The organism is Streptomyces sp. NBC_01352, assembly GCF_036237295.1.
GTDB classification, from domain to species: domain Bacteria; phylum Actinomycetota; class Actinomycetes; order Streptomycetales; family Streptomycetaceae; genus Streptomyces; species Streptomyces plumbiresistens.
On the sequence record NZ_CP108354.1, the window covers coordinates 4,919,995 to 4,946,796 of the forward strand.

Here is a 26,802-nt window from a genome sequence, read left to right on the forward strand (position 1 = left end):
GAAAGCGGCCGGGGCCGCGAACGGATCGTCCGTTCGCGGCCCCGGCCGTCACCACCGCCCCGCAGGGCTCAGTGCCCGCTGTCCCAACCCCCCGGCTCCCCGGCATAGCGCCGGGCGGCCGTCTCCCTCTCGTACGGGAGACTGCCGTCGGGGATGGCCAGGAGTTCCAGGGTGATGCCGATGGGCGTACGGAGGTAGGTCCAGCGGTTGCCCGCGATGGGGCCGTGCTCGATGGTTTCCGGGCCGCCCAGGATCCGGACGCCCGGCTGGGCGGCCAGGTACGCCACCGCCGCGTCGATGTCCTCGACGGCGATGGCGAGATGGTGGCCGCCGACGTCGTGGTTGCGGGGTGGGTCCGTGCGCCGGCCGGGGGCCGTGTACTGGAACAGCTCGACGTTGCAGGTGGGGCCGAGCCGGATCATGGCGATCTCGGCGACGGCACGGGGGTGCACGTCCAGGCGCTCGGCCATCCAGTCGTCGTCGCGGCGGATCGGCCCCTCGCGGTAGACGAGGTCGCCGCCGAGGACGTCGACGAAGAAGGCCACCGCCTCGGCCAGGTCGGCCACGGTGTAGGCGACGTGGTCGACATTGCGTGCGGTCGGGATGCCCCGCCGGCCCGGCGCCGGCCCCCGCTCAGTCACGGGTCAGTTCCGGGACGCGCCGCGGCAGCCGTCGTACCCGATCGTGTGGGAGTACGGCCATCAGCAGCAGCTCCGCGCCGCCGTCCGCGGCCGTCAGCCGGGGGCGGGCGCCCGCGGGGCTGAGCATGAGCTCGCCGGGGCGCAGCGTCCAGGGGGCGCTGTCGCACTCCTCGACCGCGACCGCGCCGGACAGCACGAGCCACACCTCGTCCGTGCCGCTGCGCCCCCGTTCCTCCACCGCGCCGCCGCCGGGGAGCCGTACGTGGTCGACGGCCTCGCACTCGCTGTGCAGCATGCCGCGCCGCGCCAGACAGCGCCGGTCGGGCCCGCCCTGCCGTACGGCGTGTGCCGCCGCCCGGGAGACGATCACGCGGCGGTCACCTCCCCGGACGCGGGCGCGACGGCCATCACGGCGTGGAACAGCCGCAGCCTGCCCGGCCCGCCGGTGACCTTGACCTCGCCGCCCAGCGGCAGGGTGAGCGCGGTGCCGGCCGCGAGCGCGACCTCGGTGCCGCTGCCTGCGGCGGTGCCCTCGCCCGCGAGGACGAACAGCACGTGCTCGGTGCCGTCGGCGGCCAGCGCGAGGCTCTCCCCGGCGTCCAGGGCGAGGGTGCGGATGGAGCGGAGGGGGCCTTCGAAGCTGACCGACGGGTCGACGGTGCTGTCCTCCTGGAGGACGTGGACGGTGCTGCGGGGCATGGCGTTCTCCTGGTCGGACCGCCGTGCCCCGGTCAGCACGGCGTGGGTGTGCGGCGTCGACATCTCGACGACCAGCCAGTCGAGCCGGCCGGCCCCCGTGTTGCGCAGGCCGTGCGTGCTGCCCGTACGGGTCAGCGCCATCGAGCCGGGGCGTACGGCGTGCGGCTCGCCGTCGAGGAGGAGCTCGCCCTCGCCGGTCAGGACGAAGTAGATCTCCTCGGTACGGGTGTGCAGGTGCTCCCCGCTGACCGCGCCGGGCGGCAGCGAAGCCCACTCGACGGCCTCCCAGGAACCGGCCGTACCGGTCCGCCGGGCCAGGCACTTCCAGAACGTCAGCCCCTCGGTGCCGTGGACGCCGTGGACCTCGGCCGCCTCGGAGACGTCGGCGACGATCACGCGGCCTCCTCGAGCACCGCGCCCCGACGGCCGGCCGTACCCAGGGTGCGCAGGTCGTCGATGGCGGCGGCCAGTTCGGCGGGGGTGACGTCGTTGACGAAGGCCGCGTCCCCGATGCCGACCGGCAGCGGCAGCCGCTGCCGGCCGTCGCGGTGGCGGACCGTGTCCGCGAGGGCGCGGGCGAGCAGCCCCGGCTCCAACAGGTCGTTCCACGTGGGCAGTTCGAGGGCGTCCATGACCGCGAGGATCCGGTCACGGTCGGCGGCGCTCACCATGCCCCGGCGGGCGGCCATGACGGTGGTCAGAGCCATGTCGACGCACACCGCCTCGCCGTGCAGCAACGCCGGCAGGGCGTGCATCTCGATGGTGGGGCTGAAGGTGTGGCCGTAGTCCACGACCCGTTCCAGCTGGGTCTCCCACAGGTTGGGCTGAAGCTCCTCCAGCATGCCGTGGATGGCCCGCTGGACGACCTCGCAGGCCGCCCGGCCGGTGCCCCAGCGGCTGCCCTGGAGCCGGTTCTCGATCAGCGCGGGCCCGTGCGACTCCAGCAGGTCGAACAGCCGGGCGTCCTTGATGAGGGCCATCTTGAGGACCTCGGCCAGGCCGTTGGATATGTGCCGGCGGTCCACGGTGGCCAGGAACGACCGGTCCAGCAGGGTCAGCGAGGCCGGGAAGTAGGTCCCGAGACGGTTCTTGTGCCCGTTGAAGTTGACGCCGGTCTTCACGCCGACACCGGCGTCGACCAGCCCGATCAGGGTGGTGGGCACCCGCACGACGGGGGTGCCGCGCCGGTAGAGGCTCGCCACCAGTCCGACGATGTCCATCAGCACGCCGCCGCCGATCGCGATCAGCGGCTCGCGGCGCCGGTCGATGCTGAACGCGTCCAGGGCCCGCACGATGTCCTCGAGGGTCGCCAACTCCTTGAGTGTCTCGTCGACTTCCACGACGTGCATCCGGTAGTCGACCCGGTGATGGTCGAGGTACGCGCGGATCCGCTCGCCGTGCAGCCGCTCCACGTGCGCGTCGATGACGACGAATCGGCGCCGGTCCCCGCCGGTCACGGAGGCCGGTTCCAGCAGGGCCTCGTCCGCCGGGTCGAAGGCGTCCTCGCACATCCTGATCTCGTAGCTGACCGGTTTCACCGCGTTGACCTGCCAGACGTCCACCTGCGCGCTGCGGGTGAAAAGGCCCGTCGGCGCGTTGTCCCGAGTCATGCTGCCTCCACAGAGATATTCCTGGGTTTCCGGTGTTTTCCGTAATCCCGGCCTACGTTTACTGCATTCACATTCCAGCAGCCGTCGAATACGCCGGGCAAGAAATTCGAGAATCCGTCGGCTACTTTGTCAGAAGTGGCGCCTCGGATGCTTGGTGCCGCTTTCCGAGCAGGCGTCCCATTCCGATGAGGCAGTGGTCGTCGTCGGGGGCGCCGAGGACGAGCATGTCGCGTATCTCCGGCGCGGTGAGCCCGAAGCAGCCCACGCGCAGGAGTTCCTCGGCGAGGACGTCGAGGAATCGCTCGCCGACGGCCAGTGCGAATCCGCCGACGAACACGTAGCGGCGTATCCCGGCGGCGAGGAACACCGAACTCACGGCGGTCGCCAGATGGGCCAGGCCCGTCCGCACCACCGCGACCGCGAAGGGGTCACCCTCGTGGGCGGCCCGGGCGAGCTGCCGGTTGGTGATGTCGTCGGGCTGCGGGGGCGTCGCCGTACCGGCGCACAGCTCGGCCAGCCGGGACACCGCGAACGCCCCCGGCTCGGCGCGGGCGGCCCGGCGGGCGGCGGCCAGCATGCCGCGGCCCGAGGCCAGTGCGCCGAGGTGGCCGCGGCCGCCGCAGTCGCAGCGGGGGGCGTCCGGCGCCGGGTCGCACAGCAGGTGGCCCAGCTCGCCGCCGTGGCCGCCGGCGTCGACCAGGACGTCGTCACCGACGTAGATCTTGTTGCTGATGCCGGAGCTGACGGTGAACAGGCAGAACGCGGGGCCGCCGGGATCGGCGTACCGCCAGGCCGCGGCGGTCGTGTCGTTGACGACGGTCACCGGCATCCCCGTACGCTCCCGCAGCAGCTCCGCCAGCGGCAGCGCGGGACCGCCACCGCCCCACACGGTCGGCGCCCCGGTGACGGTCCCGGCGCCGGTGACCGGCCCGGCGAACGCGACCCCGACGGCCACCGCGCCGAGCCCCTCGGCACTCCCGCGCACCAGCTCGATCTCCTCGACGAGCTGCTCGACGACGGATCTCTGCACGCCCACGACGTCCTCGGTGTCGAGCCCTCCGGTACCACGCACGGGAACGCGTCGTACACCGCTCAATGCCTGGACATCGGCATCCCAGCAAGCGGTCCGCAGGGTGGTCCCGCCGACGTCGACGACTATGCAGCGCATGGGGGCTCCTTCTGGAAGTTGGGTCGAGATACGCGGGGATACGGGCGAACGGAAGTTTCCGGCGGTCGGCCGCGCGGGGCCCCGCGCGCGCGTGGCCGGCCGGGGCCCCGGGCCGCAGCCCGGCGGTCGGCCGTGCCGCGCGCGCCGCACGTGGGACCGGCCCGGGATCCGCGCCGCAGCCCCGCAGTCGACCGTGCCACGCACCGCACGTGGGACCGGCCCCGGACCCGGGCCGCAGCCCGACGGTCGACCGTGCCACCCACCACACGTGGGGCCCACCCCGAGCCGGCCGCAGCCCCGCAGTCGACCGTGCCACCCACCGCACGTGGGACCAGCCCCGGACCCGGGCCGCAGCCCAGCGATCGGCCGTGCCACCCACCACACGTGGGGCCCACCCCGAGCCGGCCGCAGCCCCGCAGTCGACCGTGCCACCCACCACCCGCAGAACCGGCCCTGGACCCGGGCCGCAGCCCGGCAGTCGACCGTGCCGCGCACCGCACGTGGGACCAGCCCCGGACCCGGGCCGCAGCCCGACGGTCGGCCGTGCCACCCACTGCATGTGGGGCCCACCCCGAGCCGGCCGCAGCCCGGCAGTCGACCCGTGCCGCGCACCGCACGTGGGGCCGGCCCCGGACCCGAGCCGCAGCCCAGCGATCGGCCGTGCCACCCACCACACGTGGGGCCCACCCCGAGCCGGCCGCAGCCCCGCAGTCGACCGAGCCACCCACCACACGTGCGACCGGCCCCAGACCCGAGCCGCAGCCCCGCAGTCGGCCTGCCCGCAGGGCCGGGTCCGAGGCGCGTCCCGCCGTTGGTCGCGCTGCACAGCACCCGCAGAGCCCGCCCGGGGCCCGGGCCGCAGCCCGGCGGGCGGCCGCGGTGCACGCCGCCCGCTGGGCCCGCCCCGGGTCCGGGGCGCGGCGGAGTCCTGCAGCCGCTCGTCCCGTCGTGCCGTCATGCTCCGGCCACCGGCCCGGCCGTCGCGTCGTCACTCGCCCGCGCACCGGGCCGACTCCCGCTGTCCGGCCGCACCCGCGCCCGCCGGCGCGGTCGGCTCGCCGCTGCTGCCGGCGGCCGGGGCGGCGGCCGCCCCGTCGTCGTCACCGGCTTGGACGAGGGGCCGCCCCTCCTGCCCGGCCCCCTCCGCCGGGCGGGTTCGCAAGCCGCGCTGCCGTGCCCACATGGGGGCGATGACCAGCAGGGCGACGGCCGCGGCGGCGCAGCCCGCGGAGGTGACGGAGCGGGCGCCCCAGCCCTGGTCCATGACCGCGCCGCCGAGCCAGGCGCCGAAGCCGTTGCCGAGGTTGAAGGCGGAGACGTTCGCGGACAGGGCGAGCAGGGGCGCGGACGCGGCCAAGGCCAGGACGCGGGACTGGAGGACGGGGATGATGGAGAAGCCCGCCGCGCCGAACAGGACCAGCGCGGCGACCGCCGGCCAGCGGTACGGGGCCACCGCCCAGAACAGCGCCAGCACCGCCACCAGCGTGGTCAGGCACAGCACCGCGCCCCGCGTAGGGTCCCGGTCGGCGAGCCTGCCGCCGACCAGGTTGCCGAGGACGGCACCGATCCCGAACACCGCGAGCAGCACGCTCATCGCGCCCCCCGGGAAGCCCGAGACGTCTCGCATCAGGGGCGCCAGATAGGTCGAGGTGGTGAACACCGCGCCCTGCGCCAACACCGTGACGGCCATCGACGCCAGCACCGCCGGCCGGCACATCACCCGCACCTCGTCCCGCACCGAACCGCCCGGCGCCCCGGTCGCGGCGCCATCGCCGGTGCCGCCACGGCCGCCGTCACCGGCACCGATCCGGCCCGGCACGGCGAGCAGCACCAGCACGATGGAGGCGACCGCGGTGACGGCGAGCGCGCCGAACGTGGCCCGCCACCCCCACCGCTGGCCGACCAGCGTGCCCAACGGCGAACCGAGGATGTTCGCGAGGTTGAAGCCCAGGGACACCTGCGCGATCGCCGTGGCCTGCCGGTCCGGCGGCGACATCCTGGCGGCGACCAGACCGGCCATCGCCACGAACGTGCCGTGGGCGAGCGAGGCGACGATCCGGGCGCCCATCAGCGTGGCGTAGTTCCCGGCGAGGAAACTGCCGACGTTGCCCGCCAGGAACACCGCCATCAGCCCCACCATCAGCGCCTTGCGCGGCACCCGCAGGGTGAGCAGTGTGATCACCGGGCCGCCGAGGGCGACGCCCACCGCGTACCCGGTGACCAGCAACCCGGCCGACGGGACGGAGACATCGAGACCGTCGGCCACGTCGGGCAGAATTCCGGCGATGGCGATCTCGGCGGTCCCCACGCAGAACACACACAGCATCAGAGCGAAAACGGGCAATGGCATGGGGGCGACTCCGGTAATTCGCCGAACAAATCCGGGGTCAATAATGGAGTCCGGCAACGCCGTCGGTCACGCGGAAAACTGACACAGTCCCTGTGGGGGACGTCATGACCGGAGCGCGTTGTCCACGGGGAACCGGTCCCTTTATGGTCGGACTAGCCGGCCGCCCGATATTGCCGGGACAGCGGCCCGGCAACATTCAGGCAACATACCTGCAAAGAATCCCACTCAGCACCCTGCCCAGTTCGAGGAGGCTCCCTTGTCCGTCGGGGGAATGTCAGCGACCACGAGAATTCCCGTGCGTGCCGTGCTGTTCGACCTGGACGGCGTGCTGGTGCACTCCGCAGCGGTCGTCGAACGCTCCTGGACCGGCTGGGCGCACCGGCACGGTCTGGACGCGGCCGAGGTGCTCGCCGTCTGCCACGGCCGCCCGTCCGTCGAGACCATCGCGCTGCTGGCCCCGCAGGTGGACGCCGCCGCCGAGGCCGTAGCCCTCGAGGCCGAACAGGCCGCCGACACCGAGGGCCTGGCGGCCTGTCAGGGCGCCGCCGAACTGATCGCCGCTCTGGACAGCGGCGCGGACGGGGCGCCGGTGCCGTGGGCCGTGGTGACCTCCGGCACCCACGCCCTGGCGTCCGCCCGCCTGGCCGCCGTCGGCCACCGCCAGCCGGACGTCTTCGTCACCGCGGACGCCGTCACCCGCGGCAAACCGGACCCGGAGGGCTACCTCACCGCGGCCCGCGCACTCGGCGTCGACCCGCACGAGTGCGTCGTCGTCGAGGACGCCGAACCCGGCGCCCGCGCGGGCCACGCCGCCGGCGCGAGGGTCATCGGCGTGGCGGGCGGCACCCTCACGGGCACGGAACCGACCCTCGCGACGTTCGTGGAGACGCTCGCCCTGCTCACCGTGGACCGGGATCCGGCCACCGGCGACGTGTGCCTGCACGCGCACACGCAAACCCACCCCCACACGCAAACCCACCCCCACACGCAAACCCACCCCCACACGCACCCCTACGCCCCTGCGCACGAAAGGGTCGGGTGAGCCCCGTGAGCCCTGCCAATCCCGCACCACGCCACATCACCGTCGTCGGCCGCGGCCTGATCGGCTCCGCCCTCACCGCCGCCCTCCGCCGCGACGCGGCGACCGTGCACACGGTCGCCCGCAGCGGCGCCCGTACGGCCCACCACGAGCCCTGCGACCTGGGCACCCGGCACGGCCGCGACGCCCTGCGCGCAGCCCTGCGCCGCCAACAGCCGGACCGGGTCGTCCTCACCCACGGACCGAGCGACGTGACCTGGATGGAGAACCACCCCGAGGACGCGGCCGAGGCGCACGCCGGCCTCGCGCGGGCGGTGTCCGAGGAGTTCGGCCCCCGGATCCTGCTGGTCTCGACCGACAACGTCTACCCCGGCACCGACCCCCTGCGCACCCCCGCCGACCCGCCGGCCCCCGCCAACGTCTACGGCCACGTCAAGCTGGCGGCCGAGCAGGCCGTACTCGACGCGGGCGGCCACGTCGTGCGGGTCAGCCTCGTCTACGGCGGCTGGTCCCCGCCCGGCCAGCGGGTCACCTTCGCCGAGCGCTGCCTCGCCGCGGCCCGCGCCGGACAGCCCCTGGCCGCGCCGGAGGACCAGTGGTTCACCCCCGTCCACCTGGACGACGTCACCACCGTCCTGCGGGCGATGTGCGGCCCGGGCGTCGACCGCAGCGCCGTAGAGCCCTTGTCGCACCTCTCCGGCCCCCGCCAGCTCAGCCGCCACGACTTCGCCCTGGCCGCCTACCGCCTGGCGGGCGCCGACGAAGCCCTGGTCACGCCGGTCCCGCGGGCGCGGAGCGAGTGGGCCAGCCGCCCCCGCTACTCCTCCCTGCACTGCGACGACTTCGCCCCGGTCACCGGCATCCCGGGCTGGCAGCCCGCCGACGTCACCGACGGCCTGCGCACCATGCTCACCACGGCCCCCGCCCTGGCCGAGGCGGTGACCCGATGACCGGCACGACCCCCGTCCCCCCGACCATGACCGCCCTGCTGCTCACCGGCCCCGAACAGGTCCGCACGGCCGAGGTGCCGACCCCGGAACTGCGCCCCGGCCACTGCCTGGTGGCCGTCCGGTACGTCGGCCTGTGCGGCACCGACCTCGGCTTCTGGGACGGCTCCAGCAACTACGTGCACGACGGGCTCAAGAATTACCCGTTCGTCCCCGGCCACGAGTGGAGCGGCCAGATCGTGGCCGTCGCCGAGGACATCGACGAGGACATCGACGGCGACGGCGCCATCCACGGCGCACGCGTCGGCGAGCGCGTGGCCGGCCACAACTTCCGCCCCTGCGGCACCTGTTCGCAGTGCGCGGAAGGCCGTATCGCCTCCTGCCCGCAGCGCAGCGAGATGGGCGTCCTCGGCCCGGAACCCGGCGCCGCCGCCCAGTTCCTGCACGTGCCCGCGCACACCCTGGTCCGGTTGCCGGACGAGGTCACCGACCAGGAAGCCGCCCTGCTGGAACCGTGCAGCGCCGCCATGCACGCCGTCGACCGGCTCGGCATCACCGCCACCGACCGGGTGGCCGTCCTCGGCGGCGGCACCCTCGGCCTCGCCGCCGCCCAGCTCGCCCGGGCCCGCGGCGCCAAGGTCGCTCTCTACGACCCCGCCGCCCCCGCCCGCGCCCTCGCGACGGAACTCGGCCTCGACACCGACCCGCCCGAGAACGCCCCGCACGGCACCTTCACCGCCGTCATCGAGGCATCCGGCGCACCGGCCGCCGTACGCGCGACGCCCCTGCTGTGCGCGCACGGCGCCCGAGTGGCCCAACTGGGCACCCCGCACCACCCGGTCGACGGCATGCCCACGGCGGAACTCGTCCTGCGCGACATCACCCTGCACGGCGTGCTGTCCGGCATCGCCCACTGGAAGCCCCTGCTCGACGCCGTCGCCTCGGGCGCGCTGCGCCTGTCCCCGCTCATCGACGCGGTCCTGCCCTACGACCGTCCCCGGGACGCCTACCTCAGGCTCGCGGACGGCGGCCGCATCCGGCCGAAGGTCCTGCTCGAGCTGACCTGAACCGCCCCGCCCCCACACCTCCCACACCCCCCACCACCACCTCCGCCAACCCCCGAGGAAAGCCATGCACCAGAAGACTGTCGGCAACGCGACCGTGCACTACCGCACGGAGGGCCAGGGCCCCGGTCTGCTCCTCGTCCACGGCACCGGTGCCACCGGCGAGACCAACTACGGCCACCTGCTCAAGCACTTCACCGAGCACCACACCGTCATCGCCCCCGACTACGCGGGCAGCGGCGACACCGTGGACGACGGCGCCGACCTGGCCCTCGACCAGCTCGTGGACCAGGTCCTCGGCGCCTGCGACGACGTCACCGACGAGCCCGTCGACATCGTGGGCTTCTCGCTCGGCGCGGTGATCGCCGCCGCGGCCGCCGCCCGGCATCCCGAGCGGGTCCGCCGCCTGGTCCTGGTCGCCGGCTGGGCCCGCAACGACGACCTGCGCAAACGCCTCGGCTTCCAGCTGTGGCGCCGGCTGGCCGACGTGGACCCCGAGCTGTACTCCCACTACATCAGCCTGCTGCTGTTCACCCCGGGCTTCCTGGCGGACCTGGACGAGGAGACGTTCACGTCATCGGTGGGCGGCATCGAGGTCAGCGAGGGCACGCTGCGGCAGATCGAGCTCGGCCTCGACGTCGACATCCGCGACCTCCTGCCCCGCGTCACCGCCCCCACCCTCGTCGTCGGCTGCCGCCACGACCAGCTCGTGCCGGTCCAGCACTCCCGCGAACTGCACGAGGCGATCGCCGACAGCACGTACCTCGAGATCGAGAGCGGCCACCTGGTACCGGCCGAGGCCCCCGACGAACTCGTCGACGCCATCCAGAAGTTCCTGAGCTGACCCACCCGCGACCCCAGCACCCCAGCACCTCAACACTTCAGCCCACACGCTCCGCCGGGACCGGGGCGGCAGGGCAGGCACCTCCCCTGACCACCCCACCCGACAAGGAGTCATGCCGTCATGGCCACGGACCAGACGTCCCCCGCCGAGCACATACCCGGCGCCGCGACCACGACCGTCACCACCGCCGCCACAGCCGCAAGCACGGGCACAGGCACAGTCACCGAGCACATCCCCGACACCCCCCGTGCGGCCCTCTCCGCCACCCGCCTCCCCTCCCTCACCGGCATGCGGTTCCCCGCGGCCCTCCTCGTCTTCCTCTTCCACGTCTCGCTGCCCGCCGCCTGGCTCCTCGGCGACGACGCCAACGACAGCCTCGTCGCCCGGCTCGCCGAGCAGGCCGGCGGCCTCGGCGTCACCTTCTTCTTCGTGCTCAGCGGCTTCGTCCTGGCCTGGTCCGCCCGCGACGGCGACCCCAACCGAAGCTTCTGGCGCCGCCGTTACGTCAAGATCGTGCCGAACTACCTGATCGCCTGGGCCCTCGCCATGGCCCTGATCGCGGCCGGCACCGCTCCCTGGCGTTCGCTGTCCACCCTGTTCATGGTCCAGTCGTGGATCCCCGACTACGACGCCAACTTCAGCGTGAACCCGCCCGGCTGGTCCCTGTCCACCGAGGCCTTCTTCTACCTCTGCTTCCCGCTGCTGTTCGCCTGGGCCCGCCGCATCGCCCCGCACCACCTCAAGTACTGGACCGCGGCCGTCGTCGCCGCCATCGTCGCCACGCCCTTCGTGACCACCGCGGTCATCCCCGCCGGCGACGTCTACATGTCCAACGAACCGTCCGTCTCCGGGCTCCACCTCTGGTTCGCGTACGTCTTCCCGCCCACCCGCCTGCTCGACTTCCTGCTCGGCATCCTCGTCGCCCGAGCGGTGCTGCTGGGCCGCTGGCGCGACATCGGCATGGTGTGGTCGGGCCTGCTCCTCGTGGCGAGCTACGCGGTCGCCGAACTCCCGGGCGTGCCCTACCTGCTGGCCCAGCGCGCGGTGTGTGTGGTGCCCTGCGTCCTGCTGATCGCGGCCGGCGCGATCGCGGACGCCGAGGGCCGGTTCACGATCTTCCGCAACCGTGCGATGACCTGGCTCGGCGAGGTGTCCTTCGCCTTCTACCTGCTGCACTTCGTCGTACTGGCCGAGGGCCGCAAGCTGGTCGGCCCGGACCTGAACTCCGTACCGGCCGCGATCGCCGTGCTCGTCGCGGAGTGCGCGGTGGCGGTCCTGCTCGCCTGGGCCCTCTACGAGTGGGTGGAGAAGCCGATCGTCCGCCGCTGGTCCCGCCCGCGCGCAGGCACTCACACCTCGCCCGCCCGCAGCCGGGCCACCTGAGCCGCGCTGAACTCCGTCGTGCGCCTCATGTGGTCGACGAGCAGCCCGAGTTGGGATTCGTCCAGGTCGTCGAAGAGAGCGGACCAGCCGCCCCCAGCCGATCCCACACCCGCCCGAACTCGGCGATCCGCTCCGGCACCGTCGCCACCAGCACCCGCCGCCGGTCGGCCGCGTCCCGCTGCCGTACGACGTACCCCGCCCGCTCCAGCCGGTCCACCAACCGCGTCGCCGAGCCGGTCGTCAGCCCGGTCAGCTCGGCGACGCGGCCGGTCGTCACCGGCCCGCCCTCCAGCGTGAGCAGGTTCAGACACTGCAGGTCGGTGGGGTGCAGCCCGAGATGGTCGGCGACCGCCTGGTTGAACAGGGCGTACGACGCCATGTGGCGGCGGGAGACGGTGGACAACTCCTCCAGCAGCCGCACACGCCCCTGACCGGCCCCCGCCCCACGAGCCATCGCCTCGCCGGCCATCATCCCGTCCGCCTCTCCTCTGCGTCGCGCAGAGATCGTACGACGCAGCCACCGAGGTAGGTGCGGGGCCGGCGCCTGCTCAGAAGTAGTACTCGTCCCCGGTGTCCAGGACCAGCACCCGCTGCCGGTCGTTGGCCCGGTTGCGGTCCACCACCCCACCGCTCCACACCGTGTCGACCTCCAGCAGCACCTCCGACGGCGCCCCCCGCAGCCGTACCCCCAGCTCCACCCGCTCCCCCAGCCCGTCCGCGGCCAGCGCTCCCACCCGGCACAGCACCACCCGCAGCCCCGAGCGCGCACACCCGTCGGGCAGCACCTGCCGGAACGCCAGCGGCTGCGACCAGCGCAGCCGCACCGTCGCGTCCGGCACGGCCGACGGCCCGTGATTGCGCGGCGTGAACCGTACGTCGACGACCCCGAAGGCCATCGAGGCGGTCCCGTGATAGGCGAGATCGGCCTCGGGCCCCCCGTCGGCGGCAGCCACCGGAACCGTCCCGCCGCCCACCGCCGCCAGAGCAACCCCCCACACTGCAAGACACCGCAGAACCCGTGGAACCCGCACCCGCATGCCACCACTCCTCAGCCAGAAGTCAGAAGTCAGCAGTCAGTAGTCAGCCGTGGCCAGTACGGGATGTATCCCACGCGCGGCCCACCCCAGGCGCAGCCCATCAGGTGACGCACGACCCCCTGCACGCGCATGGAAAGCTGGACCGCATGCTCATCCTCCGCTCCGCCGCCCTCTTCGTCGTCGCCGCGCTCTTCGAGATCGGCGGCGCGTGGCTGGTCTGGCAGGGCGTACGTGAGCACCGCGGCCTGTTGTGGATCGGCGCGGGCGTCCTGGCCCTCGGCGCGTACGGCTTCGTCGCCACGCTCCAGCCCGACGCGAACTTCGGCCGCATCCTCGCCGCGTACGGCGGTGTCTTCGTCGCCGGTTCCCTGGTCTGGGGCATGGCCGCGGACGGCTACCGCCCGGACCGCTGGGACGTCACGGGCGCGTTGATCTGCCTCGCGGGCATGGCGGTGATCATGTACGTGCCGCGGGGCGACTGAGGGGACGCGAGGCAGCGACCACTCAGGTCTTTCGGAGCCCTCAGGCCGGCTCTTCGGGCAGCAGCCCCAGCTGCCCCAGGAAGTCCATCTCGTCGAAGTAGAGCCGGTAGTCGACGATCTTGCCGTCCGTCACGGTGGCGATGTCCACCCCGCGGATCCTGATCTCCTTCTGGGTCGGCGGGAGCGTCTCCCCGTTGGGCAGTTGCAGCGGCCCGGTGTTCCGGCCGCTGAAGATCCCCTCGTCGATGGCCGTGTCACCGGCCTCGTACGCGTGCAACGTCTCGAACGTGGCCTCGGGGACCGCCTCCGTCATCTGCCGCCAGTACTCGACGATGCCGTCGCGACCGCGGATCTCCCCCTCGTCGGGGGTGAAGGCGACTGCGTCGTCGGCATAGAGCCCGGCGATGACCTTCAGATCCGGGTGCGAGGTCAGCGCGTCCGTGAGCCGGTCCATGACCTCACGTGCCTGTCCCATCGATCCACCTCCTGTACCGCGGATCACCCACCTCATTGTCCCACCGGGACCGCGCCGGGGCAGACCGGAGAACCGGCCGCCGGGCAGACCGGAGAGCGAGACCGCAGACCACCCGGTTGCCCCACGCACTTAAGCTGGCCGGGAAGGTCCGTCACGCACCGTCCGAGGAGCAGCCCATGGCCACCGCCGCACCGTCCGCCGCCTCCCGCATCGCCGTCGTCACCGGTGCGAGCAGCGGAATCGGCGCCGCCACGGCACGCCGCCTCGCCGAGGCCGGCTACCGCGTCGTCCTGACCGCCCGCCGCAAGGACCGTATCGAGGCGCTGGCGGAGGAGCTCACCGCGGCCGGCCACCAGGCGACGGCGTACGCCCTCGACGTCACGGACCGCGCCGCCGTGGACGAGTTCGCGACGGCCTTCAAGTCGATAGGCGTCCTGGTCAACAACGCCGGCGGAGCCCTCGGCGCCGACCCCGTGGCCACCGGCGACCCGGCCGACTGGCGCTCGATGTACGAGACGAACGTCATCGGCACCCTGAACCTCACCCAGGCCCTCCTGCCCAAGCTGGACGCGAGCGGCGACGGCACGATCGTCGTCGTCTCCTCGACCGCCGGCCACGGCACCTACGAGGGCGGCGCGGGCTACGTCGCCGCCAAGCACGGCGCCCACGTCCTCGCCGAGACCCTCCGCCTCGAAATCGTCGGCCGCCCCGTCCGCGTCATCGAGATCGCCCCCGGCATGGTCAAGACGGACGAGTTCGCCCTCACCCGCTTCGCCGGCGACAAGGAGCGGGCGGAGAAGGTCTACGAAGGGGTGGCGGAACCCCTCACGGCCGACGACGTGGCCGACACCATCGCCTGGACGGTCACCCGTCCCAGCCACGTCAACATCGACCTCCTGGTCGTCCGCCCCCGCGCCCAGGCCTCGAACACGAAGGTCCACAGGGACATCGGATGACCAGCGACGCCGAACGCCGCCGCCTGGACGAGGAGAAGAAGAACGAACGCAAGATGTGGTGGTGGCTCGCCTACTTCCTCTTCGGCATCCACATCGTGGCGTTCGTGATGATCTACGCGGTGACGCACGCGCCGAGATAGCACGCACGCGCCGAAGCAGGAGTGCTGAAAAAGGGGCCCGAGTCTCCTCGGGCCCCTCTCACACGGCCGGTCGTCAGCCCTTCACGCACACGACCTGCTTCAGCTTCGCCACGACCTCCACCAGGTCCCGCTGCTGATCGATGACCTGCTCGATCGGCTTGTACGCGCCCGGGATCTCGTCCACGACACCGGAGTCCTTACGGCACTCCACGCCCCGCGTCTGCTCCTCCAGGTCCTTCGTCGAGAAGCGACGCTTCGCCGCGTTCCGGCTCATGCGCCGACCCGCCCCGTGCGAGGCCGAGTTGAAGGCCTTCTCGTTCCCGAGGCCCTTCACGATGTACGAACCCGTGCCCATCGAACCCGGGATGATCCCGAAGTCACCGGAACCCGCGCGGATCGCGCCCTTGCGGGTGACGAGGAGGTCCATGCCGTCGTAACGCTCCTCGGCCACGTAGTTGTGGTGCGCGCTGATCTCCGGCTCGAAGGTCGGCTTCGCCTTCTTGAACTCCCTGCCGACCACGTCCTTGAGGAGCGCCATCATGATCGTGCGGTTGTACTTGGCGTACTCCTGCGCCCAGAACAGATCGTTGCGGTACGCCGCCATCTGCGGGGTGTCCGCGATGAACACGGCGAGGTCGCGGTCGATCAGCCCCTGGTTGTGCGGGAGCTTCTGGGCGATGCCGATGTGGTGCTCGGCCAGTTCCTTGCCGATGTTCCGGGAACCGGAGTGGAGCATCAGCCAGACAGAACCGGTCGTATCCGTGCACACTTCGACGAAGTGGTTGCCGGATCCGAGCGTTCCCATCTGCTTCCCGGCACGCTCGTGACGGAACTTCACCGCCTCCGCGACCCCGTCGAACCGCCCCCAGAAGTCGTCCCAGCCACCGGTCGCGAACCCGTGCAGCCGCCCCGGATCGACGGGACTGTCATGCATCCCCCGCCCCACCGGAATGGCCTGCTCGATCTTCGACCGCAGCCGCGACAGATCCCCCGGCAGATCGTTCGCCGTGAGTGAGGTCTTCACCGCCGACATCCCGCACCCGATGTCCACCCCCACCGCCGCAGGACACACAGCCCCCCGCATCGCGATGACCGAGCCGACCGTCGCGCCCTTCCCGTAGTGCACGTCGGGCATCACGGCGAGCCCCTTGATCCACGGCAGGGTCGCCACGTTCCGCAGCTGCTGGAGCGCACCCTCCTCGACCGTCGCCGGGTCGGCCCACATGCGGATGGGTACCTTCGCGCCCGGCATTTCCACGTACGACATATCGTCCTCATTCCCCCGGAATCACAACAGAAGTCCTGAATCGCAAAACCGGCGCCAAGGTCGACGTAAGGGACAACGGACCGGCGTCCACGGCCATGCGTGCGATACACATTGTCTCCAGGGCAGGCCCCCGTGCGGCAAGCGATTAACCAGCGGGGACACTGAAGTACCCGGCAACAAAGCCATCGTCGAGAGGAGCCTGACCGTGCAGCGGAAGGCGTACGTACCCGGCGTCGCCGCACTCCTCGCGGCCCTGCTGGCCGGCTGCACCGGCAGCTCGGGAGACGGCGGTACGACGGACGACGCGAACCCCGGCCAGGCCGGCACGGCGTCCGCCGCGGCCCAGCCGGGCAAGTACCGCGTCCTCCCGGAACCCTGCGGCGCGGTCGGCCGGGGCACCCTCGACTCGCTGCTGCCCGGCATCAAGCAGCTCACGGACGAGGAGCAGCGGGAGAACGCGTACGCGGGCGAGGCGACGCTCACCTACGACACCGACCGCAAGGTCGGCTGCCGCTGGAAGGTGGAGTCCACGGACGCCACCGACCATCTGCTCGTCGACTTCGAGCGAGTGGTGTCGTACGACACCGCGGTGAGCGACGACACCGAGGCGCAGCAGCTCTTCGGGACGAAGGAGGAGGCGGCCGACCTTCCCGAGGCGGCGAGCCCCAGCGCCGCGTCCGACGTCGAGACCGGCGAAACCGGTGGCACGAGCACCGGCAGCCCCACCGCCACCCCGACCGACGCCGCCTCGGCCTCCGCGCCCGCCACCCCCTCCTCCACGGCCTCCCCCTCGCCCTCGGGCTCGTCCTCCCCCTCCTCCACGACCTCGGCCACCCCGACCGATCTCCAGCCCCGTCTTCTCGACGATCTGGGCGACGAGGCGTTCCTGGACGACGCGTTGGGCAGTTCCGGTTCGACGGCCCAGCAGCGCACGGTGACTGTGGCGTTCCGCACGTCGAACGTGATCGTGACGATCGAGTACGCGGAGCAGCCGACGACGATCGGCGTGGCCCCGGACAGCAAGGAAATGCAGGACAAGGCCCGGAAACTGGCCGCACAGCTGGCGGAGGCACTGGCCGAGTAACACCCCTTCACAGGCCCCTCACGCCCGCGCACAAAGCGGCGGAAGCGAGACCGCACAACTCCCTCACCGCGTACCGTGGCCCCTCGGACCAGATCCGACGGCAGGAACCACAAGCGTCATGAGTGAAGGAACCATGCAGCGACCAGCACAGGCAGACCAGCGTGACGAGCGAGACCAGCGCGATCGGCGGGCCAAGCGCCTTGGCCGCGTCCTTGTCTGCGCGGCCGCCGTCCCCGTGATGCTGATCGCCGCCGGCTGCTCCTCGGACTCCGATTCCGGCTCCGACGACACCGGCGGCAAGAGCGCGGACACCGCCGCGTCGGCCTCGGCGAGCGCTTCGCCGACCGTGCAGGCGGCGGCGTACCAGTCGCTCCCGAAGGCATGCGGGGTGTTCTCGAAGAAGACCTTGGGCGAACTGGTGCCGGAGGCGCCGAAGTCGGGCAAGGAGGGCACTTCGGACGACAAGTCGGCCCGTGCCAGCTGCTCCTGGAGCAGCCTCGACAACAACGGCGTCAAGGGCTCCCAGTTCCGCTGGCTGAACGTCTCCCTGCTCCGCTTCGACTCGGACACCTCACGCGGTGCGGGCGACGCGCAGGCGCAGACGTACTACGAGACGCAGCTCCAGGACGCCCAGGCGGTGGACGGCGCGAAGAGCGTGAAGTCGCAGCCGGTGTCCGGGACGGGCGACGCGGCGACGACGGTGACGTACGACCTGAAGAAGAAGGAAGGGTCCTTCAAGCAGCAGACGGTCGTCGCACGCGTCGAGAACGTCGTCATCACCCTCGACTACAACGGCGCGGGCCTCGCCGGCGAGAAGTCCCCGAGCGCGGCGACCCTGACGAAGCTCGCGGAGAAGGCCGCCAAGGAGGCGGTGGCGGCCGTGTCGTCGGCGAACGGCGAGGGTTCCGGCGCGGGTACGGGCTCGAGCCCCTCCGCCTCGACGTCCCCCTCGAAGAGCCCTTCGAAGTCCCCGTCGGCCTCGGCTTCTCCGTCCAATTCGGCTGTCAAGAAGAGCTGACGAAGGTCTCAACTAGGGCGGCCGAAACCTGTCGGCCGCCCGCACGCCGCACACATGTGCCACTCTGTTGCGCGCAACAGCACGCATGGGGAGGGGAGTACGGGTGGCCGCGCCCATTCAGCTCACACGGACGCACCGGATTCTCATCGGCGTGGTCGTCGCCGGTGCCGTGGTCATCGCGGGCATCGGCTTCGCCGGTTCGTATGCGGCGGTCCGTGAACTGGCCCTCAAGAAGGGCTTCGGGAACTTCAGTTACGTCTTCCCGATCGGCATCGACGCGGGCATCTGTGTCCTGCTCGCCCTCGATCTGCTCCTGACCTGGATCCGGATCCCGTTCCCCCTGCTCCGCCAGACGGCGTGGCTGCTGACGGCGGCGACGATCGCCTTCAACGGTGCGGCCGCCTGGCCGGATCCGCTCGGTGTGGGCATGCACGGGGTGATCCCGATCCTGTTCGTGGTCTCCGTGGAGGCGGCCCGGCACGCGATCGGCCGCATGGCCGACATCACGGCCGACAAGCACATGGAGGGAGTCCGCCTCACCCGCTGGCTCCTGTCCCCCGGGCCCACGTTCCTCCTCTGGCGCCGCATGAAGCTGTGGGAGCTGCGCTCCTACGAACAGGTCATCAAGCTGGAGCAGGAACGCCTCGTCTACCAGGCCCGCCTCCGCTCCCGCTTCGGCCGGTCCTGGCGCCGCAAGGCCCCGGTGGAGTCCCTGATGCCCCTCAGGCTGGCCAAGTACGGCGTCCCGCTGGCCCGGACCGCTCCGGCGGGCCTGGCGGCGGCTGGCATCGAACCGGCCCTGCTGCCCCCGGCGCCGGTGGAGGCCCAGGCCCAGGCACCGGCACTCGCTCCCCAACAGGAGCTGGCACCGGCCCCCGTGTCACCAGAGCAGCAACAGCAACCGCAGCCACAACAGCAGACACAGCAGCAGGCAGAGCCGCTCGACCAGTCGCCCGAGGACGACCAGAACCCCTGGTTCCAGTCGCCTCACGAGGTCGCGTACCAGGGCGGCTACGACCCGACGTACGACCCGTCGGAGCAGTACGCCGAGTGGTACGCGCAGCAGCAGCATGCCGAGCAGTACCGGGACCAGTACCAGGAGGAGCCCCCGGTCCAGGAGCCCTCCCCCGAGGAGACGGGTTCCTTCCCCATTCCGGTGGGCCCGGGCCGCAGCCGCGAGCTGGGCGAGGGCGGCGGCACCCCGATCGCCGAGCCGGACGAGGAGTCGTACTACCAGATATTCAAGCAGTCGTCGATGAGCGGCAGCGGTTACCCGACGCCGAGCCAGTTCAGCTACGACGTGGAGGCGACCTACGGCGCCCCCATCCCGGACTCCGAGGCCAAGCGCATGGTCATGCGCTTCCAGAAGCGCCACGCGGCGGAACTGGAAGAGGACCACATCGCGTAGGTGAAACAACGCGCAGGTGAAACAACGCGCAGGTGAAACAACAAGAGGCCCTCTCACGAGGGCCTCTTGTTGCGCGTCCTACTCCCCGAGCAGGGCCCGCACCCGCTCCTGCCCCACCGCGAGCAGCAGCGTGGGCAGGCGCGGACCGGTGTCGCGCCCGACCAGCAGGTGGTACAGCAGGGCGAAGAAGGACCGCTGGGCGGTCTTGATCTCCGCGGGCAGTTCCTTCGGCGTCGCGTCCGCCGGGAACCCGGCCTGGACCTTGGGCACGCCGTACACCAGGTGGGTCAGTCCGTCGAGCGACCAGTGCGAGGCCAGCCCGTCGAGGAGCAGCCGCAGCGAGCCCTGTGCCTGCTCGTCGAGGGACTTCAGCAGCTCGACGTCGGGTTCCTCCCGCACGATGGTCCGCTGGTCGGCGGGCACGTGCGTGTTGATCCACGCCTCGGCCTTGTCGTACCGCGGCCGGGCCTCGTCGAGGGAGCCGAGCGGGTCGGACGGGTCGAGCTCGGACAGGATCCGCAGGGCCTGGTCGGCGTGCCCGGCGGTGATGTCGGCGACGGAGGCCAGGGTCCGGTACGGCAGCGGCCGAGGCGTACGCGGCAGCTCACCGCCCGCGGTCCCCACCGCACGCGAGTGCGCGGCGATGTCGGCCGGCAGGGCGGAACGGTCCGCGACCTTCGCGTCCAGCTTGTCCCACTCGTCGTAGAGCCGCTGGATCTCCTGGTCGAAGGCGATCTTGAAGGACTGGTTGGGCCGGCGCCGGGCGTACAGCCACCGCAGGAGCTGCGGCTCCATGATCTTCAGCGCGTCGCCGGGGGTGGGCACGCCACCCTTCGAGGACGACATCTTCGCCATCCCGGAGATACCCACGAAGGCGTACATCGGCCCGATGGGCTGCTGCCCGCCGAAGATCCCGACGATCTGCCCGCCCACCTGGAACGACGACCCGGGAGACGAGTGGTCGACCCCGCTCGGCTCGAAGATCACGCCTTCGTACGCCCAGCGCATCGGCCAGTCGACCTTCCAGACCAGCTTGCCGCGGTTGAACTCGTTCAGCCGGACGGTCTCGGAGAAGCCGCAGGCGGTGCAGGTGTACGTCAGCTCGGTGCTGTCGTCGTCGTAGGCGGTGACGGTGGTGAGGTCCTTCTCGCAGTTGCCGCAGTAGGGCTTGTACGGGAAGTACCCGGCGGACCCGGAGCTGCCGTCGTCCTCGCTCGCGGCCCCCGAGCCCTCGGCGGCCTCCAGCTCGGCCGCGTCGAGGGGCTTCTGCGACTGCTTGGCCGGGGCCTTCTTGGTCCGGTACTGGTCGAGGATCGCGTCGATGTCCCCGCGGTGCCTGATGGCGTGCAGGATCTGCTCGCGGTAGACGCCGGAGGTGTACTGCGCGGTCTGGCTGATCCCGTCGAACTCGACGCCGAGCTCGGCGAGGGACTCGACCATGGCGGCCTTGAAGTGCTCGGCCCAGTTCGGGTGGGCGGAGCCCTTGGGAGCCGGCACCGAGGTGAGCGGCTTGCCGATGTGCTCGGCCCAGGACGGGTCGACGCCGTCGACTCCGGCGGGCACCTTGCGGTACCGGTCGTAGTCGTCCCACGAGATCAGGTGCCGGACCTGGTGGCCCCGCCGCCGGATCTCGTCGGCGACGAGGTGCGGGGTCATGACCTCACGGAGGTTCCCCAGGTGAATGGGTCCGGAGGGCGAGAGCCCGGACGCGACGACGACCGGTTTGCCCGGGGCCCGACGCTCCGACTCCTCGATGACCTCATCCGCGAAACGGGAGACCCAGTCGGTGGTCTCGGTGCTCTGAGCCACGATCGGCACGTCCTTCTTTCTCCGGGGCAGCCATACGGTCAACGGCTGACGCCCTCATTCTCCCAGCTCGGGCGGCAACCACGAAAACGCCTTTTCACACCCACCGCCACCACCCGGGCTCTCCGCAATAACCGCTTTGCTCCCCATGGGATACTGGCCACGTCCATCAAGCCCACGAGGAGAACGGCTCCCACCCCATGGCCCCGGTCACGTCCCTCACCGATCTCGTCCAACAGCGCCTCGCCGACGCCCTCTCTTCCGCCCTCGCGGAAGCCGACGGAGTCGACCCGCTGCTGCGCCGAAGCGACCGGGCGGACTTCCAGGCCAACGGGATCCTGGCTCTCGCGAAGAAGGCGAAGGCGAACCCGCGGGAGTTGGCGACGCAGGTCGTCTCCGGGGTGGTCACCGGTGACGTGATCAAGGACATCGAGGTCTCGGGCCCCGGCTTCCTGAACATCACGCTCACGGACAGCGCGATCACCGAGAACCTGGCCGCGCGGTACGCCGACCCCGACCGTCTCGGGGTCCCCTTCGCCGAGAACCCGGGCACGACGGTCGTCGACTACGCCCAGCCGAACGTGGCGAAGGAGATGCACGTCGGCCACCTGCGCTCGGCGGTGATCGGCGACGCGGTGGTCCAACTGCTGGAGTTCACCGGCGAGACGGTGGTGCGCAGGCACCACATCGGCGACTGGGGCACCCAGTTCGGCATGCTCATCCAGTACCTGGACGAGCACCCGCACGAGCTGGACCACAAGGACGCCCAGGTCAGCGGCGAGGAGGCGATGTCCAACCTCGACCGCCTCTACAAGGCCGCGCGCAAGCACTTCGACTCCGACGAGGAGTTCAAGACCAGGGCCCGCCGCAGGGTGGTCGACCTCCAGGCCGGGGACCCGCACACCCTCGCCGTCTGGCAGAAGTTCGTGGACGAGTCGAAGATCTACTTCTTCTCCGTCTTCGAGAAACTGGACATGGAGGTCCGGGACCCGGACATCGTCGGCGAGTCCGGCTACAACGACATGCTCGCGGAGACCTGCCGCCTCCTGGAGGAGTCCGGCGTCGCGGTCCGCTCCGAGGGCGCCCTCTGCGTCTTCTTCGACGACGTCAAGGGCCCGGACGGCAACCCGGTCCCGCTGATCGTGCAGAAGTCGGACGGCGGCTACGGCTACGCGGCGACGGACCTGTCCGCCATCCGCGACCGCGTCTTCAACCTGAAGGCGAACACCCTGGTCTACGTGGTCGACGCCCGCCAGTCACTGCACTTCAAGATGGTCTTCGAGACGGCTCGCCGGGCGGGCTGGCTCGGCGACGACGTCAAGGCGCACCAGCTGGCCTTCGGCACCGTGCTCGGCAAGGACGGCAAGCCGTTCAAGACCCGTGAGGGCGAGACGGTCAAGCTGGTCGACCTCCTGGACGAGGCGATCGAGCGGGCGACGGCGGTCGTCCGGGAGAAGGACACGCTGGGCCAGCTGTCCGAGGCGGACATCGCCGAGCGCGGCACCCAGGTCGGCGTCGGCGCGGTGAAGTACGCGGACCTGTCGACGTCGGCCAACCGGGACTACAAGTTCGACCTGGACCAGATGGTCTCGCTGAACGGCGACACGTCCGTGTACCTCCAGTACGCGTACGCCCGTATCCAGTCGATCCTGCGCAAGGCCGGGGAGGTACGTCCGTCCGCGCACCCGGAGCTCGAACTGGCCGAGGCGGAGCGGGCGTTGGGCCTGCACGTGGACGCGTTCGCGGAGACGGCGGCCGAAGCGGCGACGGAGTACGCCCCGCACAAACTGGCGGCGTACCTGTACCAACTGGCGTCACTGTTCACGACGTTCTACGACCAGTGCCCGGTGATCAAGCCGGCACCGCCGAAGGACATCGCCGAGAACCGCCTGTTCCTGTCGGACGTGACGGCGAAGACGCTCCACCGGGGCATGGCCCTGCTGGGTATCCGGACGCCCGAGCGCCTCTGAGCGCCTGAAGGCACGCGCGCGGCCCGTCCTCTCCCCCGTGGGAGGACGGGCCGCGGCGCGTTCGCTCAGGCGCAGTAGTTGATCTCGTTGAAGTCCCAGAACGCGGCCTTGGTCGCCGGTCCGGCGACCCCGTCGACGGCAAGGCCGTAGTCGAAGATGTTCAGGTAGCGCTGCAGCGCCTTGATCGTGTTGGTGCCGACGACTCCGTCGACGGTGCCGGCGTTGAGGCCCAGGTCGTTGAACTTCCTCTGCGCCGCCTTCCAGCTGTTGGTGCCGAGCTGCCCGTCGATCGTGCCGGGGTTGTAACCCGTGTCGCGCAGCCAGCACTGCCAGCGCTGGGCCCGAGCCGTGTTCAGGCCAAGGTTGTTCACCGCGAGGACGGAGACCTCGGAGCTCACGGCCGGCTTCGCGTCCGGCGCCGCGAAGCTGGTACCAGCGGCGGCCACCGTTCCGGCCGCGAGTCCGACGACGGCGGTGAGGCTGATGGCGGTCCTCGTCAACACGTTCGGTCGCATGTTTCCCCCTTGGGGTCGTGGGACGGCACCTGACGTGCCGCCGGTCTGGCAACACGAGAGTGCTCAGTGGGCGGCAACGCCTGCCACAGTTGCCGCAGAAGTGACGCCCTCGCGGGACGCCCCGCCCGCTGACCTGCGGGGACGCCCTCCGCCGGGACGGTCCGGCGGGACGGCTGCGGCGGGCGGTGGCCGATTCCGTACCCGCGCGGGAACCACGCTCCGGTGCGGGCCGTGGATGGTGATGCAGAATGCGACGGGCGCAGGGGCCGCTGACCACGGCCACTGAGCACGGACCGGGAACGCGAGTGGGGGAGACATGTCGCGTTGGAAGGCGCTGCCCGCAGAACTGGATCCGCGCGTCCGGCAGTTGGTCGTGCAGTTGCGCCGGCTGAAGGATCACAGCGGGCTGAGCCTGCGGCAGCTGGCGGCGAAGACGGGGTACAGCCCGAAGTCGTGGGAACGCTATCTGGGCGGCAGATCGCTTCCTCCCTCGGAGGCCGTGGAGGCGATGGCCCGGATCGGCGGTGACGATCCGACCCGGCTGCTCGCGTTGCACGAAGTCGCCGCCGAGGCGTGGGGGAACGCGCGCGAAGACGGAGGCGCGTCCGCGCCGGAAGCGGTCGCGGCCGAGCCGGGGATCCGGTCGGTGGGGGCCGAGAGCGCACCGTTTCCCGGCCGTTCGCTGCGCATCGCTCTCGTGGCGGGGACGGCGGCTCTGGTACTGGCCGTCTCCGCGGCGGTCCTCCTGCTGGTACGGCTCAACGGCGGCGGCGACGGCGAATTGGCGTCGTCCCCTCTCGCCTCGTCCGCCTCCTCCGCCACGTCGGCACCCCGGTCGCCGACGGCGGCACCCACGTACACCTGCCGCCCGGAGCGGAGCGACGGCCGCTGGTACGCGGGCATCAGCCGCACCCGGGACGCCATCCTGGCGGACGGCCACGCCGGGCCGGAGGTGGCCGAGGCGCAGTGTCTGCTGCGCAGGGCGGGCGTGTCGCCGGGGGTCGTCGACGGGATCTTCGGTCCGCTTACGGAACGTGCGGTCAAGCGCGTGCAGCAGCGGGAGGGGCTGGTCGTGGACGGCATCGTCGGACCGCACACGTGGGAGGTCCTGCGGGGATGACGACGCCGTCGCCCGAATGCGCCCGACTGGCCGCCGCGCTGCGGGAGGTGAAGGAGCGGACCGGCCTGAGCATGGCGGGCCTCGCCTCGAAGACCCCGTTCAGCAAGTCGTCCTGGGAGCGCTATCTCAACGGCAAGACGCTGCCGCCGCGCGAGGCGGTGCGGGAGCTGTGCCGGCTCGCCGGCGCACCGGACGGACGGTGTCTGGCGCTGTGGGAGATCGCGGAGTCGGAATGGCGCGGGCGCGGAACGGGAGAGCCGCGTACGGAGGGGCGGTCGCAGGAGCCGAAGCCGTCCCCGACCGCGGCGCCGCCTCCACCTCCAGCTCCACGTCCGCCTCCGCAGGAGGTGACGCGTGCCGGTCACAAGGGTCTGGCAGCCGTGGCGGTCCTCGCGTCGGTGTCCGCCGTGGCCGTCGGGGGCGTGGCGGTGGCCCTCTTCCTGCTGCCGGACCAGGACGTCGGATCCCGGTCGTCGGCGTCCCCGTCCGCCACCGGGCCGCGCTGCCGGGGAGCCGCCTGCGAGGGCAAGAGCCCGATGCACATGAAGTGCGGCGTCGGCCCGGACACCCTCGCGTCCCACCGCACGGCCACCGGTGCCCGGTTGGAACTGCGCCACAGCGAGGCGTGCGGGACCAGCTGGGCGCGGATGTGGGGCACACGGATCGGCGACCGGATCGAGATGACGGTGAGCGGTCGTGACGGTCTCGGAGATGGTGGCGGTCTCGGAGATGGTGGCGGTCGTGTCCGCAGCGCCGAGGTCGAGGACGACGTGGACGCGGAGGCCTACGTCTATACCCCCATGGCCGTGACCCGTCCCGGAGCCGTCGTCGAGGCCTGTTTCCAACCGGCGGCGGGTGGCAGGCGGGAGTGTTTCGACGGCAGCGTGGACCAGTCGGGGCGGCCGCCGCCGTTGTCAGTGGCTCCCCCTAAAGTCACCGGCATGGCGACACTTCCCAACCCCCTGCCGAGACTTGCGACCCTCGGTCTCCCCCTCCCGCCCGGACGCCTGGTCGACGAGACACCCGACGGCCCCTGGCACGAACCGCTGCTCTGGTACGCCGACCGGCCCGCGTCCCTGGGCGACTGGTCGGCGCTGGCGGCACCCGCCTCGCGGGCCGGCCTGCTGCCGGTGCTCGTGGACACGGAAGGCGTCCATGGCGGCGGCCCGGAGAGCTGGGCACTGCGGCCCGAGCTGATGTCGTATCCCGGGGACCACGACGCCGAGGAGGTGCTCGCGGAGTTCTGGGAGGAGCACCAGGAGGTGTACGAGGCGGAGTACGAGGAGGGCGCGCCCGGACCGGACTGGCCGGGGCTCGCCTCCGCCGGTTCCCCGGACGCCGGTCCCCCGGACGCCGGTCCGCCCGACGCCGATCCGGACGTGCGAGCGGCCGAGGTCGCCGACCTGGTGTGCGACGGCGGTGCCGACGCCTTCCACCACCCGAGTCTCGCCCTGGTGCCGGCCCGCCGCTCCGCCGACATCCCGGCGGCGATCGGCTGGACCGGTCCGCTGAACCACGAGAACGACGTGGCCCGGCTCTGCGCTGTCCTGCGGTCCTGGGAGGACCGCTTCGGGATACGGGTGGTGGCGCTGACCCCCAGCGACCTGCTGGTGTCCGTCGCCGCCCCTCCCACCACTCCCGCCGAGGCGGAGGCGATCGCCGCCGAGCACCTCGCGTTCTGCCCGGACGCCATCTGGCAGACGGGCCCCGGCGACCTGGTCTCCTATGCCAAGGACCTCATCGGTCAGCGCCGCTGGTCCTTCTGGTGGGACTGACCGG

General features: G+C 71.8%; 25 protein-coding genes and 2 pseudogenes. 15 read left to right on the forward strand and 12 right to left on the reverse strand.

Going from position 1 to position 26,802, the window contains the following annotated elements:
- Positions 1–68 precede the first annotated feature (68 nt).
- The 6 genes from OG252_RS22775 to OG252_RS22800 form a co-directional block, all read right to left on the reverse strand.
- A complete protein-coding gene (locus tag OG252_RS22775) occupies positions 69–641 on the reverse strand; it encodes a VOC family protein (protein WP_329338282.1) in 573 nt (190 codons plus the stop codon).
- Positions 634–1,011 (reverse strand): cupin domain-containing protein, encoded by a 378-nt coding sequence (locus OG252_RS22780; protein ID WP_266435559.1) that lies wholly within the window; start codon positions 1,009–1,011, stop codon positions 634–636. Before OG252_RS22780 ends, OG252_RS22775 begins: the two co-directional genes overlap by 8 nt.
- Entirely contained in the window at positions 1,008–1,736 is a 729-nt protein-coding gene (locus OG252_RS22785; protein ID WP_329338285.1) for a cupin domain-containing protein, read from the reverse strand. Before OG252_RS22785 ends, OG252_RS22780 begins: the two co-directional genes overlap by 4 nt.
- On the reverse strand, positions 1,733–2,950 hold the full coding sequence (locus tag OG252_RS22790; protein ID WP_329338287.1) for a sedoheptulose 7-phosphate cyclase: 1,218 nt from the start codon (positions 2,948–2,950) through the stop codon (positions 1,733–1,735). The genes OG252_RS22785 and OG252_RS22790 overlap by 4 nt, the downstream gene beginning before the upstream one ends.
- A gap of 121 nt (positions 2,951–3,071) precedes the next feature.
- Positions 3,072–4,118, reverse strand: coding sequence for an ROK family protein (locus OG252_RS22795; protein ID WP_329338289.1), 1,047 nt, complete (start codon positions 4,116–4,118; stop codon positions 3,072–3,074).
- 988 nt (positions 4,119–5,106) lie between these two features.
- Entirely contained in the window at positions 5,107–6,468 is a 1,362-nt protein-coding gene (locus OG252_RS22800; RefSeq protein ID WP_329338291.1) for an MFS transporter, read from the reverse strand.
- A 271-nt stretch (positions 6,469–6,739) separates the two neighbouring features.
- On the opposite strand from OG252_RS22800, the gene OG252_RS22805 reads away from it, so the two are divergent.
- From OG252_RS22805 to OG252_RS22825, 5 genes are all read left to right on the forward strand, one after another.
- The gene (locus tag OG252_RS22805; RefSeq protein ID WP_329338293.1) at positions 6,740–7,510 is read left to right on the forward strand and encodes an HAD-IA family hydrolase; all 771 of its coding nucleotides are present in this window, start codon (positions 6,740–6,742) and stop codon (positions 7,508–7,510) included.
- 5 nt (positions 7,511–7,515) lie between these two features.
- On the forward strand, positions 7,516–8,457 hold the full coding sequence (locus OG252_RS22810; RefSeq protein ID WP_329338296.1) for an SDR family oxidoreductase: 942 nt from the start codon (positions 7,516–7,518) through the stop codon (positions 8,455–8,457).
- Positions 8,454–9,521, forward strand: coding sequence for a zinc-dependent alcohol dehydrogenase (locus OG252_RS22815; protein WP_329338299.1), 1,068 nt, complete (start codon positions 8,454–8,456; stop codon positions 9,519–9,521). Before OG252_RS22810 ends, OG252_RS22815 begins: the two co-directional genes overlap by 4 nt.
- 64 nt (positions 9,522–9,585) lie before the next feature.
- Positions 9,586–10,362: an alpha/beta fold hydrolase gene (locus OG252_RS22820; RefSeq protein WP_266435580.1), complete on the forward strand. Its 777-nt coding sequence runs from the start codon at positions 9,586–9,588 to the stop codon at positions 10,360–10,362.
- A 120-nt stretch (positions 10,363–10,482) separates the two neighbouring features.
- The gene (locus tag OG252_RS22825) at positions 10,483–11,745 is read left to right on the forward strand and encodes an acyltransferase family protein (protein ID WP_329338302.1); all 1,263 of its coding nucleotides are present in this window, start codon (positions 10,483–10,485) and stop codon (positions 11,743–11,745) included.
- On the opposite strand, the pseudogene OG252_RS22830 reads toward OG252_RS22825, so the two are convergent.
- A pseudogene (locus OG252_RS22830) lies at positions 11,712–12,199 on the reverse strand (MarR family winged helix-turn-helix transcriptional regulator). The gene OG252_RS22825 and the pseudogene OG252_RS22830 overlap by 34 nt on opposite strands.
- A gap of 94 nt (positions 12,200–12,293) precedes the next feature.
- The gene (locus tag OG252_RS22835) at positions 12,294–12,782 is read right to left on the reverse strand and encodes a hypothetical protein (RefSeq protein ID WP_329338304.1); all 489 of its coding nucleotides are present in this window, start codon (positions 12,780–12,782) and stop codon (positions 12,294–12,296) included.
- Positions 12,783–12,928: 146 nt separating this feature from the next.
- On the opposite strand from OG252_RS22835, the gene OG252_RS22840 reads away from it, so the two are divergent.
- Positions 12,929–13,264, forward strand: coding sequence for a YnfA family protein (locus OG252_RS22840; RefSeq protein WP_329345179.1), 336 nt, complete (start codon positions 12,929–12,931; stop codon positions 13,262–13,264).
- 40 nt (positions 13,265–13,304) lie between these two features.
- On the opposite strand, the gene OG252_RS22845 is transcribed toward OG252_RS22840, so the two are convergent.
- Entirely contained in the window at positions 13,305–13,739 is a 435-nt protein-coding gene (locus tag OG252_RS22845; protein WP_266435587.1) for an ester cyclase, read from the reverse strand.
- A 176-nt stretch (positions 13,740–13,915) separates the two neighbouring features.
- On the opposite strand from OG252_RS22845, the gene OG252_RS22850 reads away from it, so the two are divergent.
- Positions 13,916–14,695 (forward strand): SDR family NAD(P)-dependent oxidoreductase, encoded by a 780-nt coding sequence (locus tag OG252_RS22850; protein WP_266435590.1) that lies wholly within the window; start codon positions 13,916–13,918, stop codon positions 14,693–14,695.
- Positions 14,692–14,835 carry a hypothetical protein gene (locus OG252_RS22855; RefSeq protein ID WP_266435591.1) on the forward strand — a complete coding sequence of 48 codons (144 nt, stop codon included), beginning with the start codon at positions 14,692–14,694 and terminating at the stop codon, positions 14,833–14,835. Before OG252_RS22850 ends, OG252_RS22855 begins: the two co-directional genes overlap by 4 nt.
- A 73-nt stretch (positions 14,836–14,908) precedes the next feature.
- On the opposite strand, the gene OG252_RS22860 is transcribed toward OG252_RS22855, so the two are convergent.
- Entirely contained in the window at positions 14,909–16,102 is a 1,194-nt protein-coding gene (locus OG252_RS22860; RefSeq protein ID WP_266435593.1) for an RtcB family protein, read from the reverse strand.
- Positions 16,103–16,307: 205 nt separating this feature from the next.
- On the opposite strand from OG252_RS22860, the gene OG252_RS22865 reads away from it, so the two are divergent.
- The 3 genes from OG252_RS22865 (at position 16,308) to OG252_RS22875 (ending at position 19,612) form a co-directional block, all read left to right on the forward strand.
- Positions 16,308–17,186 carry a DUF3558 domain-containing protein gene (locus OG252_RS22865; protein WP_266435595.1) on the forward strand — a complete coding sequence of 293 codons (879 nt, stop codon included), beginning with the start codon at positions 16,308–16,310 and terminating at the stop codon, positions 17,184–17,186.
- 118 nt (positions 17,187–17,304) lie between these two features.
- Positions 17,305–18,204 carry a DUF3558 domain-containing protein gene (locus tag OG252_RS22870; RefSeq protein ID WP_329338309.1) on the forward strand — a complete coding sequence of 300 codons (900 nt, stop codon included), beginning with the start codon at positions 17,305–17,307 and terminating at the stop codon, positions 18,202–18,204.
- Between the two features lie 103 nt (positions 18,205–18,307).
- The gene (locus OG252_RS22875; RefSeq protein ID WP_266435599.1) at positions 18,308–19,612 is read left to right on the forward strand and encodes a DUF2637 domain-containing protein; all 1,305 of its coding nucleotides are present in this window, start codon (positions 18,308–18,310) and stop codon (positions 19,610–19,612) included.
- A gap of 78 nt (positions 19,613–19,690) precedes the next feature.
- Here the strand turns inward: OG252_RS22875 and lysS are convergent, their stop codons facing one another.
- Entirely contained in the window at positions 19,691–21,430 is a 1,740-nt protein-coding gene (gene lysS, locus OG252_RS22880) for a lysine--tRNA ligase (protein ID WP_266435600.1), read from the reverse strand.
- Between the two features lie 188 nt (positions 21,431–21,618).
- On the opposite strand from lysS, the gene argS reads away from it, so the two are divergent.
- Positions 21,619–23,388 carry an arginine--tRNA ligase gene (argS, locus tag OG252_RS22885; protein WP_329338312.1) on the forward strand — a complete coding sequence of 590 codons (1,770 nt, stop codon included), beginning with the start codon at positions 21,619–21,621 and terminating at the stop codon, positions 23,386–23,388.
- A 65-nt stretch (positions 23,389–23,453) separates the two neighbouring features.
- Here argS and OG252_RS22890 read toward each other — a convergent pair whose 3' ends face one another.
- On the reverse strand, positions 23,454–23,903 hold the full coding sequence (locus tag OG252_RS22890) for a peptidoglycan-binding domain-containing protein (protein WP_266435604.1): 450 nt from the start codon (positions 23,901–23,903) through the stop codon (positions 23,454–23,456).
- Between the two features lie 316 nt (positions 23,904–24,219).
- Between OG252_RS22890 and OG252_RS22895 the strand changes: the two genes are divergently transcribed.
- From OG252_RS22895 to OG252_RS22905, 3 genes and pseudogenes are all read left to right on the forward strand, one after another.
- Entirely contained in the window at positions 24,220–25,023 is an 804-nt protein-coding gene (locus OG252_RS22895; RefSeq protein WP_329338315.1) for a peptidoglycan-binding protein, read from the forward strand.
- Positions 25,020–25,820, forward strand: a pseudogene (locus OG252_RS22900) (helix-turn-helix domain-containing protein); the annotation flags it as partial. The gene OG252_RS22895 and the pseudogene OG252_RS22900, both read left to right, overlap by 4 nt.
- Positions 25,821–25,964: 144 nt before the next feature.
- Positions 25,965–26,798 (forward strand): DUF4253 domain-containing protein, encoded by an 834-nt coding sequence (locus OG252_RS22905; RefSeq protein WP_329345180.1) that lies wholly within the window; start codon positions 25,965–25,967, stop codon positions 26,796–26,798.
- Positions 26,799–26,802: the final 4 nt, after the last annotated feature.